Source organism: Pantoea sp. X-Soil-ISGK-259 (assembly GCF_059730705.1).
In genome coordinates this window covers 489,336-509,175 of record NZ_AP035987.1, presented here as the reverse complement: position 1 = coordinate 509,175, position 19,840 = coordinate 489,336, and the positions used below count along the sequence as shown (strand labels likewise).

The 19,840-nt window shown below is 49.8% G+C and carries 14 protein-coding genes and 2 pseudogenes; 9 read left to right on the top strand and 7 right to left on the bottom strand.

What is annotated here, in order from left to right; all coding sequences use genetic code 11:
• The first annotated feature begins 68 nt into the window (after positions 1-68).
• Positions 69-638 (top strand): TetR/AcrR family transcriptional regulator, encoded by a 570-nt coding sequence (locus tag AC6I77_RS21575; RefSeq protein WP_003855868.1) that lies wholly within the window; start codon positions 69-71, stop codon positions 636-638.
• A 3-nt stretch (positions 639-641) separates the two neighbouring features.
• Here AC6I77_RS21575 and AC6I77_RS21570 read toward each other — a convergent pair whose 3' ends face one another.
• The gene (locus AC6I77_RS21570; RefSeq protein ID WP_003855869.1) at positions 642-1,412 is read right to left on the bottom strand and encodes a helix-turn-helix transcriptional regulator; all 771 of its coding nucleotides are present in this window, start codon (positions 1,410-1,412) and stop codon (positions 642-644) included.
• A gap of 104 nt (positions 1,413-1,516) precedes the next feature.
• Between AC6I77_RS21570 and AC6I77_RS21565 the strand changes: the two genes are divergently transcribed.
• Positions 1,517-2,596: an alcohol dehydrogenase catalytic domain-containing protein gene (locus AC6I77_RS21565; protein WP_312545030.1), complete on the top strand. Its 1,080-nt coding sequence runs from the start codon at positions 1,517-1,519 to the stop codon at positions 2,594-2,596.
• Between the two features lie 240 nt (positions 2,597-2,836).
• Here AC6I77_RS21565 and AC6I77_RS21560 read toward each other — a convergent pair whose 3' ends face one another.
• Positions 2,837-3,346: an anti-virulence regulator CigR family protein gene (locus AC6I77_RS21560; RefSeq protein ID WP_476158057.1), complete on the bottom strand. Its 510-nt coding sequence runs from the start codon at positions 3,344-3,346 to the stop codon at positions 2,837-2,839.
• 383 nt (positions 3,347-3,729) lie between these two features.
• Between AC6I77_RS21560 and AC6I77_RS21555 the strand changes: the two genes are divergently transcribed.
• A complete protein-coding gene (locus AC6I77_RS21555) occupies positions 3,730-3,888 on the top strand; it encodes a con-10 family general stress protein (protein WP_167518484.1) in 159 nt (52 codons plus the stop codon).
• Between the two features lie 113 nt (positions 3,889-4,001).
• Positions 4,002-4,571 (top strand): DUF4142 domain-containing protein, encoded by a 570-nt coding sequence (locus AC6I77_RS21550; protein WP_008924444.1) that lies wholly within the window; start codon positions 4,002-4,004, stop codon positions 4,569-4,571.
• A gap of 565 nt (positions 4,572-5,136) precedes the next feature.
• Here AC6I77_RS21550 and eptA read toward each other — a convergent pair.
• The 3 genes and pseudogenes from eptA to AC6I77_RS21535 form a co-directional block, all read right to left on the bottom strand.
• Positions 5,137-6,786, bottom strand: coding sequence for a phosphoethanolamine transferase EptA (gene eptA, locus AC6I77_RS21545; RefSeq protein WP_497817336.1), 1,650 nt, complete (start codon positions 6,784-6,786; stop codon positions 5,137-5,139).
• A 513-nt stretch (positions 6,787-7,299) separates the two neighbouring features.
• Positions 7,300-8,534: pseudogene (locus tag AC6I77_RS21540) on the bottom strand (NAD(P)/FAD-dependent oxidoreductase).
• Between the two features lie 244 nt (positions 8,535-8,778).
• A complete protein-coding gene (locus tag AC6I77_RS21535; RefSeq protein ID WP_497817335.1) occupies positions 8,779-9,387 on the bottom strand; it encodes a dTMP kinase in 609 nt (202 codons plus the stop codon).
• Positions 9,388-9,821: 434 nt separating this feature from the next.
• On the opposite strand from AC6I77_RS21535, the gene AC6I77_RS21530 reads away from it, so the two are divergent.
• The gene (locus AC6I77_RS21530) at positions 9,822-9,998 is read left to right on the top strand and encodes an SseB family protein (protein ID WP_318252025.1); all 177 of its coding nucleotides are present in this window, start codon (positions 9,822-9,824) and stop codon (positions 9,996-9,998) included.
• 85 nt (positions 9,999-10,083) lie between these two features.
• Here the strand turns inward: AC6I77_RS21530 and AC6I77_RS21525 are convergent, their stop codons facing one another.
• Complete coding sequence (locus AC6I77_RS21525; protein WP_497817334.1) at positions 10,084-10,614, bottom strand: GDYXXLXY domain-containing protein; 531 nt, start codon at positions 10,612-10,614, stop codon at positions 10,084-10,086.
• Positions 10,607-12,814: a DUF4401 domain-containing protein gene (locus tag AC6I77_RS21520; RefSeq protein WP_497817333.1), complete on the bottom strand. Its 2,208-nt coding sequence runs from the start codon at positions 12,812-12,814 to the stop codon at positions 10,607-10,609. Before AC6I77_RS21520 ends, AC6I77_RS21525 begins: the two co-directional genes overlap by 8 nt.
• Positions 12,815-13,206: 392 nt before the next feature.
• On the opposite strand from AC6I77_RS21520, the pseudogene AC6I77_RS21515 reads away from it, so the two are divergent.
• The 4 genes and pseudogenes from AC6I77_RS21515 to AC6I77_RS21500 all read left to right on the top strand — a co-directional run bounded on the left by AC6I77_RS21515 (position 13,207) and on the right by AC6I77_RS21500 (position 19,828).
• Positions 13,207-14,565, top strand: a pseudogene (locus tag AC6I77_RS21515) (esterase-like activity of phytase family protein).
• 607 nt (positions 14,566-15,172) lie between these two features.
• The gene (gene eptB / locus AC6I77_RS21510; protein WP_033763433.1) at positions 15,173-16,831 is read left to right on the top strand and encodes a kdo(2)-lipid A phosphoethanolamine 7''-transferase; all 1,659 of its coding nucleotides are present in this window, start codon (positions 15,173-15,175) and stop codon (positions 16,829-16,831) included.
• Between the two features lie 325 nt (positions 16,832-17,156).
• Complete coding sequence (locus AC6I77_RS21505) at positions 17,157-18,290, top strand: glutathione-independent formaldehyde dehydrogenase (protein ID WP_008924432.1); 1,134 nt, start codon at positions 17,157-17,159, stop codon at positions 18,288-18,290.
• Between the two features lie 374 nt (positions 18,291-18,664).
• Complete coding sequence (locus AC6I77_RS21500; protein WP_039661883.1) at positions 18,665-19,828, top strand: PAS domain-containing protein; 1,164 nt, start codon at positions 18,665-18,667, stop codon at positions 19,826-19,828.
• Positions 19,829-19,840 lie beyond the last annotated feature (12 nt).

The window sequence follows — 19,840 nt, the reverse complement described above, 5'->3', positions numbered from 1 at the left end:
GTCTACCAGTTGGCAGGTAAAATTTTTTCTTTATAATGGGTTTAAACTTCAATAAGGAAAACCGACTGATGAGCCTGAACGCACGTGAAGCTATCCTGGCAGCAGCAAAGAGTGCTGCTCAGAATCATGGGTATAACGGGATTAACTTTCGCAGCATCGCTGATGAGGTGGGGATTAAGAATGCCAGTATCTATTATCATTTCGCCAGCAAAGCCAACCTGGGGGCCGCCGTCGCTAACCGATACTGTCAGGACACGGCGCAGAATTTAAAAACCATCCGCGAACAAAGTGCGTCACCGGATGAGGCGCTGCAGCGTTATCCGCAGATTTTCCGTATGTCGCTGGAAGATGCCAACCGGCTCTGTCTCTCCAGCTTTATGGCAGCGGAATATGACGATCTGCCGGAGGAAGTGAAGCGCGAGGTGCAGTGTTTCGTTGAGGCGAACGTTGAGTGGCTGACGCAGGTCCTTAATGAAAAGGAACCTGATAATACCGGGAAAAATGCTCAGCGCGGACTGGCGATCTACACCGCAGTGGCCGGTGCGCAATTAATTGCCCGCACGCGTCAGGATATTAACCTTTTCGATAGCCTGATTATGACCTATCAGGAGACCGGCCTGATTCCGCTGTCGCGATGAACATTATCCTTCAGGCACATAAATCGACATCTTCAGCGAGGGCGCATCATTCGACATGAAGCTGGAATAACTGAAATTTCGCTTCACGCCATCCTTGCCTGTCAGGCATTTTGTCCCGGAGACGGGAGCAGCTATCACATGCTCGTTCCACCATTCGCTGAATTCCTGACACTCGCGCTCAAGCCGGCTAATGAGTGATGGAAATGCGGGGTTATGCGCATTTCGATCGTAGTCAGCATGAAACAGGCCCAGCATTCTTTGGGCTTCTTTATGCCAGGTGTCTCCGAACAGGGCACGGGCCTCAGCTGTGGTCAGCATGAAAATCAGGATGTTCCTGTCTTTGACCGATAACTGGCCGAAGTCGGTGATCAGCTCTGCAGCAGCGCTGTTCCATATCAGCACATCCCAGTGTGCGTTAGTGACGTAGGCGGGCTCGGCTAAGCTCCGAATCAGTTTGATTACGCCCTCCGGAATAACGCCGTCGTTCTCAGTCTCTGTTTTCCGACGAGTAAGCGACTGCAGATGCAGCACCTCGACCTTATCAAGCTCCAGCGCCCGGCCCAGCGCGCTGACGATCCGGTCTGAGAGCGTGTCTACCCGGCCCTGTTCGATTTTTGTATACCATTCTGTACTGATGCCAATTCTTGCTGCGACCTCTTCACGCCGTAATCCCGGCGTGCGACGCCTTTCACGGGTTCTTAAATCCCTGCTGTCAGGCTTGGTCCTGGCGCGGCGCGAACGCAGGAAATGACTTAATTCACTTTTTGGCTGCATGAGTTAACCTGGTCGTAATTTATACCCCTATAAAACTAGTCTATTTTCGCCACCGTTAAGCCCTTTTATAGTCGTGTTCTCCACAGCAGATGAGAGGTAACACTATGAAAGCAGCTGTACTCGAATCATTCGGTAATCCACTCAGCATTCAGGATGTCCCGCCGCCGATCCTCGGAACAGGGGAGGTGATCGTGGATGTTGTAGCCGCTCCCGTTCTTTCCTACGCCAGCGAAGTATTCAGTGGCGCCAGAAGATACCTTTTACCTCCACCGGTTATTCCTGGGTGTGGGGCCATTGGCCGGGTGCGCGAAACAGGGCCCGATGCTGCATGGCTTAAACCGGGTGACTGGGTTTTTTGCGATCCCACCGTCCGATCGAGAGATAACGCGCAGTCGCCTGAAATCGTGTTACAGGGCTGGAGTGCACGGGGGGAAGGCGGACAAAAAATCCAGCAATACCATCTGAATGGCAGCTTCGCTGAACAGATTCGTGTGCCCACTGAAAATGCTGTGGCAATAGGTGATATCGATCCTGCTGAAGCCGCTGCATGGTGCGCCATCAATACGTTACTGGTGGCCTATGGTGGTTTACTGGCGATGGAACTTAAAGCCGGTGAGAACTTACTGGTTAGTGGGGCCACCGGTAATTTTGGCAGTTCAGCCGTGCTGGCTGCCCTCGCCATGGGAGTCAGTAAAGTCATCGCGCCCGGACGCAACCCGCGGGTTTTGCAGGAGCTCAGGAAACGGTTTGGCTCGCGGATTGAAACCGTCACGCTCAGCGGTGTCGCTGATGAAGATATTTCTGCAATGAAAAGTGCTGCGGAGGGTCCCATTGATGCGGTGCTGGACTTGCTCCCGCCTTCAGCTCCGGCATCCACGGCGCGCAATGCCATTATGTCGGTGAGGCCCTATGGTCGTGCGGTGCTGATGGGGGGCGTCGGCATGCTGGGTGGGGATGATCTGGCGCTGCCTTATCCGTGGATCATGCGCAATCTCATCACCATTAAAGGACAGTGGATGTATGAACCTCAGGCTGTGTACACGCTCGTGGGGCTGATCCGGGCAGGATTACTGGATCTCAGCCATTACGCGGTAACGGAATTTGCACTGAGTGATATTAATCGCGCCATCACGCATGCCGCTGAAAATAGCGGTCCCTTTAAGCTGACGGTGATCCGCCCGTAACGGTTTCAGAGAAAGCCTGTTGCTTACTTTTAGCTGCGCTATTCATTTACGCTCAATAACGACGCCTCATGGACTAACCCATTAAATGTCGAGTGATTTATAATTTCTGCGCAACTGAATGCGCCAGGGAATCCCGGTAAATAACAGAGTCGTAGTCGTGACTACCCATGGCAGCTAAATAACAGTAACAGGACATTCAGTCAGGTTCAGGCTTAATTACACTGAATCACTAAAATGTGGTTAGTCGAAGACACCATTGATGACGGCGGTTACGATAGCGGTGCTTAGAGCAATAAGCACCAGGTCATCTCCTACGGCTCTCCACTCGTAGCCAGGATAATAGGGCAGTTCATTTATCATTGATGGAGGCAACGTTTTTTTGGCGATACCCGGCGGCAAAGGTTTACCCCGCGCAACTTTTTTTGCTATTCCTGGCGGGAGGGACTGATAACCGACCAGTCCATGATTGACGGCAAGATTACGCGCAAGAGAGAAGTTGATATCTGACTCAAAGTGATTGGGTTGCCTATCGTGCTTACGATTTCCGTGTTTGTCTTTTGCGCCCGCATTACCATGCCCCTTGTTTCCGTGCTCTCCGCTTTTGCCGTTATTACCCTGGGTTCCGCTATTACCATTACCCTGACCGCCACCACCGTTGCCGTTGCCCGGATTTGCAGAAACTGGTGCAGCAAGCACGGTACAGGATATAACCACCGCAAATGCGGCTTTTAAAGAGCGAGATTTGATCATGTTATCTTTCCTTAATATTATTCAATATTCTGAACCAGGACATTAAAAAGCGATGTAAGGAGGTGACATGAGTTCACCCTCATCACATTATTATTCCACCTGTTCATTATTACCCAGCATTAAACGGTCGACAAGCGCATAGCAATCTTAAGAATTATCTCAAAAAAAAATCCTAAAAAGCTGTACCGTGTTTTGATATTTTGTATGAATTTCATGCTGAAGCCTTTGCTTGTAATAGATAAAAATCCGGCTTTAAGCGAGGCGGAATGCCTTTTCATTATTTTTATAATGCTGCAATTCATTGTATATATTTGCGATTACCTGAAATTACTACGACGCTTAATAACTCTGCAATATATGGCACCTTAAGCGAGGTAGAAAAGATGACGATTCATCGAGGCGGATCAGGTAATTTCCTGGAAAACCCGCAGCGGACTGAAGAAGCGGAAAGCAAAGGCGGCTCTGGCCGACACTTCGCACCTGCAAGTTTCATCTCTTTCTACCGTGATTGCCAGCTACCATTTCCTGTATTAAAAATCTGAACGGCTTTAGCAATACGCGAGTTCACGCGCGAACTGATACCTGGACTTATTTCACTATCAGGCTGAGCTGAGTTTTCTGATACCGGTCTCCCCATAATATTCAGGAGTTCAAAATGAAAATTAATAAAAGCTATAAAGGATGGCTGGCTGTATCAGCCGTTGTCGCTCTCTTCAGCACTGCCAGCGTGCAGGCTGAGACGCAGACAAGCGCCCCGCAGGGTGGGAATACACCGCAGACCATTAAGAATGACAAGCTCAGTCCTGGTGACGAAAAAGCACTGAAGGATATGGCTCAGGCCAATATCAATGAAATTGCCGCCGCCAAAATTGCGCTGAACACGACACAAAGCGCAGAAGTTAAAACCTTTGCGCAGAAGATGGTTGAAGATCATGGCAGTGCCTTGAAAAAAGTTCAGGCGGTTGCTAAGCAAAAAGAGGTGGCATTACCTACTGCACCAGATGCTAAACATAAGGCCATGGCCGACAAACTGGAAAAGCAGAGCGGTGGTAATTTTGACAAAATGTATATGGAAAATGCCGGTGTAATGGACCATAAGAAGGTGCTGGCGACGTTGAAAAGTGACGCGACGAAGATAAAGGATCCCGATGTGAAGGCGCTGGCCGATGCACACACCCCTGTTGTAGAACAGCATCTGACGTCCGCCCAGCACATGTCGATGTAACGGGGCTGCCCGGTTACCGAATTATCCGCCAGCGCTGTTACGGGATCAATTAAGCGGATTCACATCTACGTGGATCCCGATTTCGACAGCACGCATGAAGAGCGATTTTTGTGGCGTGCAGTGGATATGACTCGTTCAGGTGACCTCTGGATGATGAAGTGGCATGCGCTCAGACACTGACGTGGAAGCCGTCATTCACGCCATTCCGCTGCCAGCACTCAGTAGCCGGAGATCATTATGACGCGGTGCAAACTGCTATGTCTCCGGTCAACGATACCGGCTTTGAACCCGTGTACTCAGTGCCGATCGCGGAATCATGGCGTCAGCAGCCTTGTTACTGCTGTGACCGGGAAAGCATCCGTTATGCTGCGTACTCAGGTGGTAACCAACGAGGGAGAAGGTCAGGCCCGGTTGCCACTGCTTTACGCCAGCTTCGCAAAGCTGGGTAGTGCACCTTCTCCTCAGGATATTATCGAAAACAACCGCGCCATAAACTGGCCGGTTAGCCCGGTTCCGCTGCTAACATCCAGCCTGAATAAAGCCCCGAAACGAGGCTTAATGATTTTTATTTTCCACCAGGCTTATTCCTGCATGTCGCCAGTATATCGTCCGTCGCAACATACTCCCGAGTCTGAACGCCGGTAATACCCAGCAGGGTTGAAAACAGATTGTCCTGAGAGTATTTTTGCGTCGAACCCCGATGGCTCAAACATGTGTAGTCCACGGCATAACGCTGCTGGTAATCGGGCGACAGCCAGATAAGCAGCGGCACGCGGGTCTGGACTTCAGGCGCGATAGCATAGGGCAGGCCATGCAGATAAACACCTTTTTCACCCAGTGACTCACCGTGATCAGACAGGTAAACCAGACTGGTCGTAAACTTCTCCTGATGGGCTTTCAGTAATTCAATCGCTTTATCGACGATATAGTCCGCATACAGGATGGTGTTGTCATAGGTATTAACCAACTGTTCCTGCGAACACTCCTGAATCTGATTAGTTTCACAGGTGGGTTTAAATTTGCCGAATTCCGGAGGATAACGGTGATTGTAGGTCGGGCCATGACTGCCGATAGTGTGCAGCACGATCACGCCACTGCCCTGAAGCTGGTTGATATACGCCTCCAGGCCATGGAAAAGAATCTCATCATAGCACTCGCCTTTGATGCACATTCCCGGAAGATTCAGCGCGGTCATATCCTGATTAGGCACGCGATCGCACGCCCCTTTGCATCCCGCATCGTTCTCATGCCATAGAACACTCAGACCTGCACGCTGAATCACATCCAGCAATCCTTCCTGATGACTGGCCAGGGCGTCATCGTAATGCCTGCGTGGCATGTTCGAGAACATGCAGGGAACGGAGACCGCCGTGGAGGTGCCACAGGAGGAGAAGTCATGAAAATAGACAACGTCCTCTTTCGCCAGTAAGGGGTTGGTCGGTCGTTGATAACCGCCCAGAGAAAAATTGGCGGCACGAGACGTTTCACCCACCACCAGAATCGTCAGGTTCTTTTTAGGGCCATCCAGCATGACCGGAAGTTGATGGGCATCTTCACCTATTTTCACCAGCGGAAGATTGGCCCGCTCGCGGTGATTATAGTAGGAGAGCGAGGCAGCAATGAAATTCGACGGACTCAGGGATTTCACCAGCTCGTGATTGTTACGAAACAGTGAGGCGTAATCCTTATAAAACAACATGGCTATGATGGCTATCAGTGCAACAGAAATCACCAGACTCACCGCGCGCTGAATCACGCCTTTCCATACCGGAACCGACTTTTTAAACGCAGGCCATAAGGCCAGAGCAGCCATAAAAATACCGGTAAAAAATATCACCGCAATCATCTTTGGTGTCAGGAGCGCCATACTTTCTGCTGGCGTGGTATCCACCATATTGGTGATCATCGAGCGATCAAGGACGATGCCATAGTGCTGAATAAAGTACTGAGCCGCAGCGGAGACAATGACAAACAGTGCAATGGTTATCCTGTCCAGCCACAAAAATGAGGCAAGCGTCAGCACAATATTAATGACGCAGAAAGCGACGATTGGCATGGAGAGGAAAAAAAGATATTTGCTAAGCCCGTTCATCTCTATAAGCGAGTAAGCCTGGCGGTAAAAGGCGAAATTGAGAAAAACAGAAATATAGAGTGAGAATAACAGGATGAATGTAATGCGGGGCAATACAGGCTGACTCATTCTGAAGCGTGCCATAAAGGTATTCCGTAACCTTGAAGAAGTGGATCCAAAAAGATTGTTTTTAAAATTGATTAGTAAAAATTAATAAAAGCTATGTGCCGTATACCACAGATAGATGAAGCTCAGCACAGTAAATACTGAAATAGCCAAAGAAAAACATTCGCTTAATGAAAATTTGAGCATGGCTGGCGCCTGAAAGTTTGCATATTCACATTAGCTAATGTGAAGCTAAAATGAACTTATTGCTACAGTTTGTGCGGTATATCTTGGGTTTTTGTGATCTGTATCTCATTAATTAAACTGAGGTCCTGAAATTGATTAGTGTGGCTGGGGGGATTACAGAACAATTTGAGAGACGCTGAACGTCTGGTATCTGACAGGAATCTATAAAATAAAAAGAGTCAGCGCCCGTTCAGTCTATCCTCTGTAATATTAGCCCTGCGTCTCATACGCAATCGGCTTCATCAGAAAAGGCTCAATCCGGATAGAAAGCGAACGGGTTTCCCCGTCCGTTTTTACCAGGAACAGTTACACCTCTTTTCGTCCAGAAAAACGCTCTTTCATCATAGAAAACGCAATGCCGATATCCAGCGCCGGTGAGGGTGGCACAAAACTGGCTTTTCCCAGCGACAGCATATCCGCAATATGCGGGTTATCCTGCTTCATAATGAAATCTGCCAGCAGACTGCCCGCTACGGTCTGTTTAGAAACGCCAGCACCGTTACAGCCACCCGCTGTGCAAACAAATTTGTTCAGCATGCCCCATTCAGGCGCCCCGTTCCGCGTAACGCTGATGGTACCGGACCACGTGTGAGATAACTTGACACTGCTCAGGGTCGGATAGACTTTATTAAATAAACGCTGATGCAGTTGAGTTGCCAGGTAAGTCCTGGCGGTACTCACCTGACCTTTAAGCGCGGGTATTACATGCTGGCGAATCAGGAAGCGGCGATCTGTTGTGAAACGGAAGGTTGCTCCGGCAATGGCATTGACGGGCGTCAGCCCCCAACTCTGCATAGGAGGAAGGGTCGTGAGTTGTTCATCTGTCAGTGGATCGGTAATGCTGGCAAACGTGGCCATAGCGGCCTGACGCGAGAGTCCCGGACGCAGCTCTGGCGAGAGTGCATTGGTAGCCAGCATCACTTTTGGTGTTTTGATCACGCCAAATGGCGTCAGCACTTCAGCCACGCTGCCATAACGAATACCCAGTACTGGTGTATTATCGTAACGTTGAATATTTTCAGGAAAATAATGGTTCAGGCCGGCAATCAGCTGCGCCGGATTAACCAACACGCAAACTGGCGTGAATATTCCTTTGCTGTAAAAGCGCGTGCCGAGTTTAGGGTACAGTTCTTCGCTGCTTAACATCTGCCACGGCTCATCCATTAAATCGAGATGGCTGGCGTACTCCTTCAATATACGATCATTGCCACGCTCCGCCTGGCAGTGATATTTACCGACCTGTTCCCAGTCGCACTGAAGATCATGCTCTGAAATGACCTGCTCCAGCTGACGAATGCCTTCCTGAAGCAGGTTACGGTAAGTGTTGGCCTTTTTTAATTCGGCCGTTGAGCTGCCAATATTATGAGGCAGCCCGATAACAAACCCGGAGTTGCGTGCGGATGCGCTTTCCCGTGTGGTGTACGCGTCGACGATGATGATTTTCAGGGTGGGATTAATTTCAGCCAGGCGGCGCGCAAAAGCGACACCGGCAAATCCCGCACCGACAATGACCCAGTCGGCGGTGATATCCCTCGCAGCATAGGTTGCGAGGGGAAACATGACTCACCCGCAGGTCAGCCTGAATGATTATGATTGAATGGTATTGATGCGTAGCGCAATTCCCTGTGCCTTATTTGAAAAATAAAGCAATTTTTATAAGGGAAAGTGGGATAACTGTACCAGCGCTAATCTGACCATTGTTGATTTCAGACAAGTATAATTCTGGTGGGGAATTATTACTCAACAGGTAAAGAGGGGCGGACGCGTAAAGATCTTTGCAGGGCGTTAAAGCATTCTGTTGATTTCAGCGACTATTTGCATTGTTGCTTCTTCGATACTTCCTTCATTGCGGCATAAAAACCAGCCGTGCCTGGCAACCTCAAGCTCAAAAGCACGGGTACAGGCGATATGTTCTTCCAGGCGGTGAATCACCGTACTTCCCAGACCCCGCGAACGCGCTGCGGCTCTTTCCCATGAAACCTCTGGTGCGGTGACCACCCCGACATGCAGGTCTGGTGCTCGCACGTTGTGCTCTATATTTAGCTGCACTATCTCTGCGAAAGGCACCATTCGTCGAAATGCGGCATCCGACGGATACCAGCGATCCATCAGAATAATGCAGTTCCCGGGCTGCTTAGTGAGTACGTTCTGTGAAATCCAGGCACGGCTTAAAGCAAAGCGGTCACAGATCTCCCGTTCCAGATCGAGGGAGGGATTTCTGGCGAGCCGGTTAACCAGCGCCATGGATTCCGCCCTGAAGGGATCGCTTTTTTGCTCGCTAAGCCGGACCACCTTCCTGTTATCTGCTCTTAGCACTTGCGTAATGGACTCCAGCAGGGTGGTTTTACCGGTTCCCTTGGGCCCATCCAGAGTCACAAAAAGCTGACGATTCATGATCCCAATGACATGGGAGTCGGGGAGTGTATATAGCGGGTACTTGCCAAAAGCATGTTTTTTACCTGATAAAGCTGAGCTTACGTCGTTCGCTGGGGGCCGTATAAGCGCATGGGTTGAGATCAGTACGGTGTAGTTTAAGGGAAGCGTCAATTAAACGGAAAAAATCCCGCGAGTGCCTGTCTCTATTTTATCTATTCAAATTCACGCCTTCATTTGCAATAACGAGGTGTTAAAGGAAACCTCCAGCACAGGCTGGAGTCTGGTGAGCAATACGCGTCACGATTATGCTCATAGCGCCTCGTTAAATTGCTTCTATTCTAATCCTGCGAAAGGTGGCTTTGATGTCTGACGAAAAGTAAACCAAACTGGAGACCGCTTTAAAACTGGCGGCCGATCATCAAGCAGAACGACCTGAATTTTAACGGGTACTTTTGGCGTCATCGCTTTACCTCCCTTGTACTTCCGGACGGAAAATGGGTGAGGGTAAGGTCAAACTGAAGGCGGGTGAGAATATATCAATTCAGCTTTGGGAAAAACCGGATGGCACGCCAGTCATTCCGGTATTCAGTTCGCAGCGAAGAGAGCCGGGGGTCTGGACTTCTGGTTAATGAATTGCCAGCGACGTACAGGATTTTAAATACCGCGCGCGGAACAGAGCTAAAATTCAGTCAGACCCGCAAGCATCCCTTACCCTTAAGGCTGAATCACCTTACCCTGCTCATCAAGCAGGGCCGTCAGGAGTGCCGTGCCATCGCTCCCCACCCGGAATGCTCCAAAACGGGCCTGCGCAAAACGCTCGCCATGACCTTCCTGAAAGAAATACGCGTTAGTGCCGACGGTCAGCGAACCATAATGTTGATGGTATTTCACCCGCAGCTGATTTGGTTGCAGAGGTTCACCCTGATCAAATCGGGCCTGAGTCGCATGACGCTGTGCATCGAGATCCACAATCAGGGTTCCGCTGGTGGGCAGGCATGGCGCTGACAGTGTCGCACCGCAGGCCTCAGCCTGTTGATACAACATCACCTCCAGCGGTCGGGTAAGGGCATAATTCAGTGCCATGTAGTCGCCCTGCATCAGGGATCGTGGGTCAACCGGGGCAAGAGGTAAAATCATGACCGCGCCTTGCTTCAGCAGCTGCTCTTTTTGCCAGATGCTGACATTGACGACTATCAGCGCCAGCACTATTACCGCGGCTGCCAGCCATCGGCTCTGTTTACGCATTCTCACGGGCACCTCCAATCTGTGCAGGTAATACTTTTTTGACTCCCCATGCCAGGCCCAGTAAAACCAGACCGCCCGCCAGCAGCAGCAGGGATTTCTGCAACAGCGTCACTTCCATGAAGTAATACCAGCCAATGACGTACAGAACTAAGAAACCGCTACTGACCACCAGCAATCCCGGACTTCCCTGATAACGCGCCATCAGAATCAGCCACAAGCCCAGCCCGATACCCGGTGCGAAAAGAGCAGCAGCACCGCAGATCAGGGCCACGGGCAGTGTGATTATCGAAAACAGCGGCTGGCCGTTCCTTCTCTGACTCAGCACACTCAGCATTAAACCTGCCGCGATCCCTGTGCCCATAGCAGACTGAAGCGTAGCAAACTGCGCAGCGGACCAGAACAAATCCGTGATAAACGCCGCGTTTATTCCCAGGAAACTCAGCATCATCAGACCAGCCGGTATGCCATACAGCAGGGGATGTAGCGCGTCAGCATATGGCCCAGCCTGTAACCTCAGTTGATGGCTGACAATCCCTAGCCACAAAAATATGACCGCCGCCACCAGTATGGAAACAGCAAAGTGACCCGCCATCGGCGACAGGGTCAGCCGGGCCAGTGAATAGCCCGCCAGCACCAGAAAAAAGGTCATGGCCGTGATGGCCATAAAACGGTAGGTGCGGTCAGGCATCGACACGGCCATCACGGCAAGAATCGGCAAGGCACACAATGAACCAGACATCATAAAGCTGAAGTCACTGCTCTGGATTTGCAGCAGAACGCCGAAGATCAGCCCGCACGTTGCCGCAATAGCCCACGCCAGCCCGAGGTGATGTTTACCATCACGCTCATTGCGTAACAGGCCTCGCGCAATGACGGCGAGCAGCAGTGAAGGCAGAATAAGGGTGGCAGAATTCGGGTCGTCGAGTAAGTCAGCGGCATAGAGCACCAGCGCCATCAGTAACAGAATGATGATGGCTGCGATCCAGCCTCCGACACTCAGCGCGAGCCTCAGATACCAGGGCAGATCCGATGCGTGACCGCGTTGATTAATTTCCTCAATCTGCGAGGCGCTCAGCAAACCCTGCTGACGCAAGGTGCTTGTCAGTAAGGTCAGCCTGGCAGAAACCAGATCGATTGGCCCCTTTTCAGCCAGTTTGCGTTGCCAGTTCAGCAGGATAGAACCATTGACCAATACCCAGCAAATCATTAGTGCACCGGTCAGAAACAGGTCACCCGTATCATAGGCCAGCAGGAATAGCTGCATGATCAGCGCGCAGCCCACAACGGTCAGACTGGCAACACCCAGCGTCAGCATGCAAAGGTCCACGTAGCGATAACGGTACAGGTAATAGCCTGCCAGCAGGGTGATCATCCAGCTGACCGTGACAGACGTAACGTGGTTAGCCCCTTCCCAGTCAGAAAGATTTCCGGCCACGATGGTGGTCAGCAGCAACAGTAAAAATCCTGCCATAACGCGTGATAACCAGCGGCTTGCCAGCCAGCTTTTAGGGCGATGGGTAATCGCCCGCCAGGCCAGCGCTTCCCGGACAATCAGGCAGGCTGCCAGCAGCGCCAGATAGCTGTAAAGCACAGCCGTCGGGAGCCGGGTAACGTTGTCAAAGACAGCGAGATCCAGCAGTGACGTGGGTAACGTGGTGTAATAGAGCTGAAACCCCAGGTTAGCGACCAGCCAGCTGCAAAACCACAGGCTGTTCTGCCGGGCAATCAGCGCCAGCGGCAAAAGAACGCATAACCAGGCCCGGAATAGCTCCCAGCTGTCAGCTCCGGTCTGGTAAATCTGCCCGTAGAGTGCAAACAGGGTGCCGAATCCTAAGCCTGCCGCCAGCAACGCGCTGCGAGCCAGCGTGCTATACCATCGCCACCAGACCACCACCGTCAGCGCGGCAATCAGCAGTTCGGCCAGGGAAAATTTCGCCATCTTCGGCAGCCAGGCCCAGTTCCAGGCAACAAAGAAAACCGCTCCGGCAACCAGTGACAGCAATCCCAGACAGCAAAGCACCGGGATAAGAAACTGTCGCCACTGAGTATCTGATGGCCTGATACCACAAAAAGCATAGATACGCAGGCAGGTCTCCGGCGTCAGGCTCCCGCCTTTTACCAGCCCAGCGATCTGACGGCACAGATACGCTGCCGTCCGTGACGGCATCCCGGTTATGCCATCAGGTGCAATCTCCCTCATACTTTCCCTGCCTCTGTTTGCGGTGTGACTTTAATGATGACGTTAACCACTGCTTTTCCCTGTGATCAATCCATGTATCAGCTCTGCTGAGCGGCAGATAATTTTGCAGAACAAATGTAAACATCTTTTCCGGGATATAACAGTGTAAATCAAAGGCGAGGCATGAACTCTGCGCGATCCGCCGCATGCTTATGATCATGAGTATCGCAGACCAGAAACATCTACATTTACTGATGTAAAAATCCGGACCATTGTGTCTGAACAGACTGTTTTACCCTGCTTCAGTCATGGCGAATTAATCCATCTGATAGCAGCCCATGTTTCCCAAAGATTTCATTTTTCTGTCATTTTTATTCTTTACGATCGTAGCTTCTCTTCATGGATATAAAAATATGAAAATAAAAGCTATTTCTCTGGTTATCGGTTGTGCGATCTCTTTATCAACATTCGCGGCACAGCCAAAGGTCGAACACTATATCGTCAGTTTTCCCGAAGGGACGCGTGTGAGCTACTACGGTGCCTTCGCCAGCGCGTTTCCCCAGGGTTTGCCGGTGGGTATCGGCTCGGGTTTGCTTTTTACCGGCAGGCAGGGGGATGCGCTGACCTTCGTGACCATCACTGATCGCGGACCGAATGCCGACTCGCCTGATAGGGGTAAGAAAGAGTCAAAAATTTTTGTCACGCCAGATTTCGCTCCATTGCTGATGAATATTCGTGTACAGAACGGCAAAGCCGAAGCCACGGATGCCCGACCGTTGCATGACGATAAGGGCAACGTAAACGGATTACCGTTGCAGGATGGCGTCATTGGAGCAACCAATGAAATCGCATTAAGCGATACGCTGAAAGTGCTGCAGGGAGATAACCGCGGTCTGGATACAGAAGGCATTGCGCCGGATGGGAAGGGCGGATAATGGCTGTGCGATGAGTATGGCCCGTTCCTGATTAACGTTGATGAGCGCGGTAAAATTCTGGCGATGCATGGCCCTCAGGCAGCAGACGGTGAAAAATCCATCGCGGGCGGACTGCCGAACATACTCAAATGGCGTCAGCCTAATCGTGGTTTTGAGGGAATCACCCGCATGCCAGATGGGCGAATCATCGCTGCGGTGCAGAGCACGCTGGATATCGACGGTAAAAGTAAAAAGCAGGCGCGCTTTACACGGCTGGTTAGCTTCGATCCGGCGACCGGAAAAACCGCGATGTATGGTTACCCTATCGACGGCGAGGCTTACAGTAAAAACAGTGATGCAAAAATTGGCGATATCGTGGCGATCGACAATCAGCATCTTCTGCTGATAGAGCAAGGCACCAACAAAAATGACGCGATGCGTAACCTTGTCTACAAGGTAGATTTGCGTCCGGCTACCGAGCTTTCAGCATTTGATAAGCCTGGCGACTATCCGGAGTTCGACGACGAGAAAACGCTGGCGCAGCGCGGTATTAAGCTCGCAGCGAAATCGTTGGTGGTCGATTTACGTCAACTCGGTTGGCAGCAGGAAAAGGCCGAAGGACTGGCATTGATCGATAATAGTATGCTGGCGGTCACGAATGATAACGACTTCGGTGTGAAAGCAGTCATGCAAAATCCGGTTGAAGGCAAGAAGCGCAAAGATTATCGGGTGACGGATCAGGGGACACTGACGGTAGATGATAAGCCGGTGGCCACGACAATCGGCCTGAAGCCGCTGAAGAAACCTGAGGTGGATAGCGAGTTGTGGATCGTAACACTGGCGGAACCGCTTAAATAAACGATATCCCTAACCCGGGCTGTGTTCCTTAATTGCATCACCTGCTGTAAAAGAGCCGGATGTAACAGCCCGATTTTAACACCGACAGATATTTCCCGGCCGTTTTGTCACAAGGTGTGGCAGTCCGCTAGTCATTTCTTACCATTCAAATGTTTCTCTGATGCTTTGCGGCGTTAATCTTCATGGGTGAGTTCTGTGCGCCTGGCCGAAACAGAGTAACTTGCAATTGCGAGCGCACTACGGCCATCTGTGAACCTGATGGCATCAGAAAAGTGGTCGTCTGCTGATAGTGCATTTAGTCATCTCAATTTCTCCTTTTAATGATGCTTCCTTCGTTATGTATCCCCCGCTTATCAGCGTATGAAGATGAAAAATTTTGAAAACGACATTCGTTCAGAAGTTTTCAAAAGGGTAATGCCTGCAATTGCCTTTCGGGAAATAACGTTGGTTTTCATTGAGTTGAACAGTAATCTCGATGGTTATTATTTATTGTTACATTATAACGTAACTAAAAATGTCGCATATTTGAACCCTTTCTTTAATCTGTCGTCTTAGGACCAGTGGGTAACTGACTGATTTTAAGAATTTAAGGACGAGGTGCATCATAATGTTTCAAAGGCAGTGGCTAAAGCAATTTTACATGCCAGCATTCATTTCTTTTTATATTGGTGTCTTATTAAACACGCCTGTTTTTATCCGCCGTTATAATCAACTGCATTTTGATAATAAACTTGCGTTAACTTTCGAAGTTATAGCCGCCTTCTTTTTTGTTATGTCATTAACGCTGCTGATTTCCCTGACAGGAAAAATTCTGACACGCGTACTCCTGACGTTACTTGTTATTTTTTCAAGTGCTGCCAGTTACTACATGATATTTTATAACGTTGATATTGGTTATGGCATTATTGCTGCCGTTTTAGCAACTGACTCCTTAGATCTTTCAAAAGAGTCTGTTGGATGGCATTTTATTATCTGGTTAATCTTAGTTAGCATCCCGCCCCTGTGGGCAGTCTGGCGCGGAACGCGTACGCTTCCTGCTTCAAAAAATACAAAAAAGCGCAACTGGTATTGCAGAAGTGCTGTATTTTTCATCGCCGCTTTATGCTTCTGGCTGCCCTTAAATGTCATGGGAAAACTTCAGAACGAACAGGATAAAAAAACCAATCGAATGATGGCGAGTTATGGCGGCATTGTTGCAGGTACTTATTCTCCCTCTAACTGGTTGTCAGGCATCGGATTGCTGGCATACAGCTCGATCAGTCAGGCTGAAGATAATCATAATCTTTTCGATCCTTCCGAACATTTCCGATATGTTGCACCAAAAAAATCAGATGACTTATATATTGTGTTCATTATTGGTGAGAGCGCCCGGCGTGATCATATGGGGTTATACGGTTATGCCCGCGATAATACGCCTTATCTCGATCGTGAAAAAAATCTGGTTCACCTGCAGGGTTACTCATGTGATACCTCGACCAAGCTCTCGCTCCGCTGCATGTTTGTCAGAATGGGAGGCGCATCCGAAGCACCACAGCGCACCTTAAAAGAGATGAACGTATTTACGGTAATGAAAAAGCAAGGTTTTACTGAAGACTTATACTCTATGCAAAGTGAGGCATGGTTTTATAACAAGGTCATGGCGGACAGTTACTCGCTCAGGGAATCTATTCAGGCCGAGAAACGTCACACCGGTCAGCCGGTGGATGATATGGCTCTGGTGAGTGAATTAAAGGATTCGATACAGCAGCATCCTAAAGGAAAACATATCGTCATTCTGCATACGAAAGGCTCACATTACATGTATACAGAGCGTTATCCGCGCGAATTTGCACGTTTTAAACCTGAATGTCAGGGGATCGATGATGCCTGCAGTACACGGGAGATGGTGAATTCTTATGATAATAGTCTGCTATATATGGACTACTTTATTAAACAGACACTCGATACCCTGAGAGATAAAAATGCTATCGTTTTCTACGCATCAGACCACGGTGAGTCGATTTCTGAGAATATGCATTTTCATGGTACACCACGCGATCACGCACCCTTAGCCCAGCGCACTATTCCTGTGATGGTCTGGGCTTCTGACAAATTCCTTGAGGATAAAGATAACAACGCCTCTTTTGAAAAATTAAGACAACTGCAGGACAAAAAAACACCGGTATTTCATGAAAAGCTATTTGACAGCATTTTAGGTTGCTCTGGATTTACATCACCTGATGGCGGTATTAATCCGTTAAGAAACTGGTGTTCCCATTCGCAGTAAAAGGGTGGTCAGCGCTTATGAGATCTGACTAAAAATGAAATCATTACGAAAAGGTGAACTGAATACTTTCATTTCACCTTTTTTTTACCTGCACTCACACTGTTCGTACTCCCGCTGATCGCCGACTCCACCAGGATTCAGAAGCGTCATCTTTCTCAGACTGCCTTTGTCCGTCATCCCTGCATCAGCATGCTTCAACACAGCCAGCCAGGAAATATCCCGATTACTGTGCTGCCGATCGCGTTATCAGCCATGGCAGCTAAGCTTAGTTGACAATCACCCGGCCGGAAGAGAGTCCACTTCCGGACGCAAGCAGGAGAAGATCATGAAAGCAGTAATCTACAACGGTCCCTATGACGTAAAAGTTAAAGACGTACCTGATGCGAAAATTGTTCGTCCTACAGATGTCCTTGTCCGCATTACCACCACTAACATCTGTGGGTCTGACCTGCACATGTATGAGGGCCGGACCAGCTTTGAGCAGGGACGTATTCTGGGGCACGAAAACATGGGTGAGGTGGTTGAAATTGGCTCGGGTGTTGAGCGTATTAAGGTCGGTGACTATGTCTGTCTGCCGTTCAATATCGGATGCGGTTTTTGCGAGAATTGTGAAAAAGGTCTGACGGGATATTGCCTTACCGCCAATCCAGGTACCGCGGGAGCGGCCTATGGGTTTGCTGAAATGGGCTCCTGGGAAGGCGGCCAGGCGGAACTGCTTCGGGTTCCTTTTGCAGACTTTAACTGCCTCGTGCTACCGCCTGACGCAGCAGAAAAAGAAGATGACTATGTGATGCTTTCGGACATTTTCCCTACTGGCTGGCATGCAACAGAACTTGCCGGATTAAAGCCTGGCGAAAGCGTTGCCATTTATGGCGCGGGGCCGGTGGGTTTGATGGCTGCACACTCAGCCATCATAAAAGGGGCTTCACAGGTATTTGTTGTGGATACACATAAAGATCGTTTAGCGCTGGCAGAGAAATTGGGGGCAACGGCCATCAATGCCGTTGGTGATGAAGCCGTACAAAAAATTCTTGACCTGACGGACGGGCGTGGCACCGACTGTGGCTGTGAATGTGTGGGTTATCAGTGCTGTAACAAACATGGCCATGAAGACAATTCAGTCACCATGAACAGTCTCGTTGCGTCAACGAAAGCAACCGGGGGAATCGGTGTCGTTGGCGTATTTGTCCCTCAGGATCCGGGAGCTTCTTCAGACCTTGCTAAAGAAGGTAAGATGCCCTTTGATTTCGGGAGTTTCTGGTTTAAAGGACAGGCAATCCGCACCGGTCAGGCTAATGTCAAAGCCTATAATCGTCAGTTGTCACGCCTGATTCATCAAGGTAAAGCCAGCCCGGGAGACATAATCTCACACCGTCTTTCGCTTGCAGAAGCGCCTGCGGGATATAAGCATTTTGACGACCGCGATGAAGGATGGACGAAGGTTATACTGAAGCCATAACATAAGTTGGCCGGTAAGCAAAAATCGTAGAAATGCTGAAGTGCCGACGGGATACCATTGCGTATCCCGTCATTATTTTGCTCTGTTTCAGCAAGCCACCCTGCCTCTTGTCAGCCACTTATTAAACAGGCATTCCGTTCTGTTCTTTGTCATAACATCACATCATGTCATGTAGCCCTCTAATGCTTCTGTATTCTGCTTTAAAAGAGACGGGCACCTCAAAACCGGGAGAAGGGGCAGGCCTTTCATGAAATCATCTGCACACAATGCCGCTACATTAAACAATAGAAAATTTAACGATTTATCTCGCTTATATAAGCTGTGATATGGCCGATAACATGACTGTTATTTATTTTTTCTCACCGGGAGCCGTCATGTTAGGTAAATTATTCAGAAAATCACCCTCCGCCGCAGAGGTCATTTCATCCACAGTGCCTGAAGTGTTAATTGAAGAGTTCCAGCCACGTAGTCAGCTACCCGAACGTCTGGACAGCTTTTTGGCCCTGCTGCCAGAAGTGTTATGGATATGTGAGGGTAAAGACATCAACGAGAGCACGCCGCTATGGATTTCATCGGCAGCGTCGTTAGGTTTGTCACGCGGAAGCAGTAATACCATGACGCTCTCAGCGCTCTGTTCCCTTGTTCATGAAGAAGATAAAAGCCATTTCAGGCATCTTTTACGAAACACGCAGGCCCCTGTTTCTCGCGACGTAAAGCAAAAATGCCGTTTTAAGACAGCGGGCGGAAGTTACGAGTGGTTTCAGGTGGCTGTAAAACGTGAGCGCAGCCCGGACAGCCAGAGTCAAAGACTGACTGGAATGTTGCTGAACATTAACGATGATGTTGCGCACGAAAGTGAATACGACATCGCCATGACCCGTTTCAACCTGTCACGTGAAATGCTGAATGACGGCCTATGGGATCTTCAGATTATCAATGGTGACCCTTTACATCCGAAAAATGTGTTCTGGTGGTCTCCACAGTTCAGGAAACTGCTCGGATTCGAAACTGTTGAAGAGTTTCCTGATGTGATTGACAGCTGGGCTTCGCGTCTTCACCCGGACGACAGCCATCACACGCTGGATGCCTTTATAAAACACCTTAACGATCATTCAGGCGCAACAGGTTATGACGTTGACTACCGCGTCAAACTCAAAAACGGCAATTACCGATGGTTCCGGGCCCGCGGTCAGACCCGACGCGACAAAGACGGCGTACCTTTGCGGGCGGTCGGGGCCCTGATTGATATCCAGACACTGAAAGACCGGGAAGCTCAGGCTGAGCATGAACGTCAACGAAGACATGAGGCTGCAGCGTCTGTCAGTGAAATTGCTGATTTGGTCTCCGAAAATGCAAATATCGCTGCTCAGATCAAACTCATCTCATTGAACGCCAGCATTGAGGCCGCAAGAGCAGGGGTACAGGGGCGGGGCTTTTCCGTTATTGCCAGTGAAATTCGCGAACTGGCGGACAGAACCGCTGAGATAACCGAAAACATTAGCCGCCTGCAGGTCCGGCTGGAGGCTCTGTCGCATTAAGGAGCCGTCAGG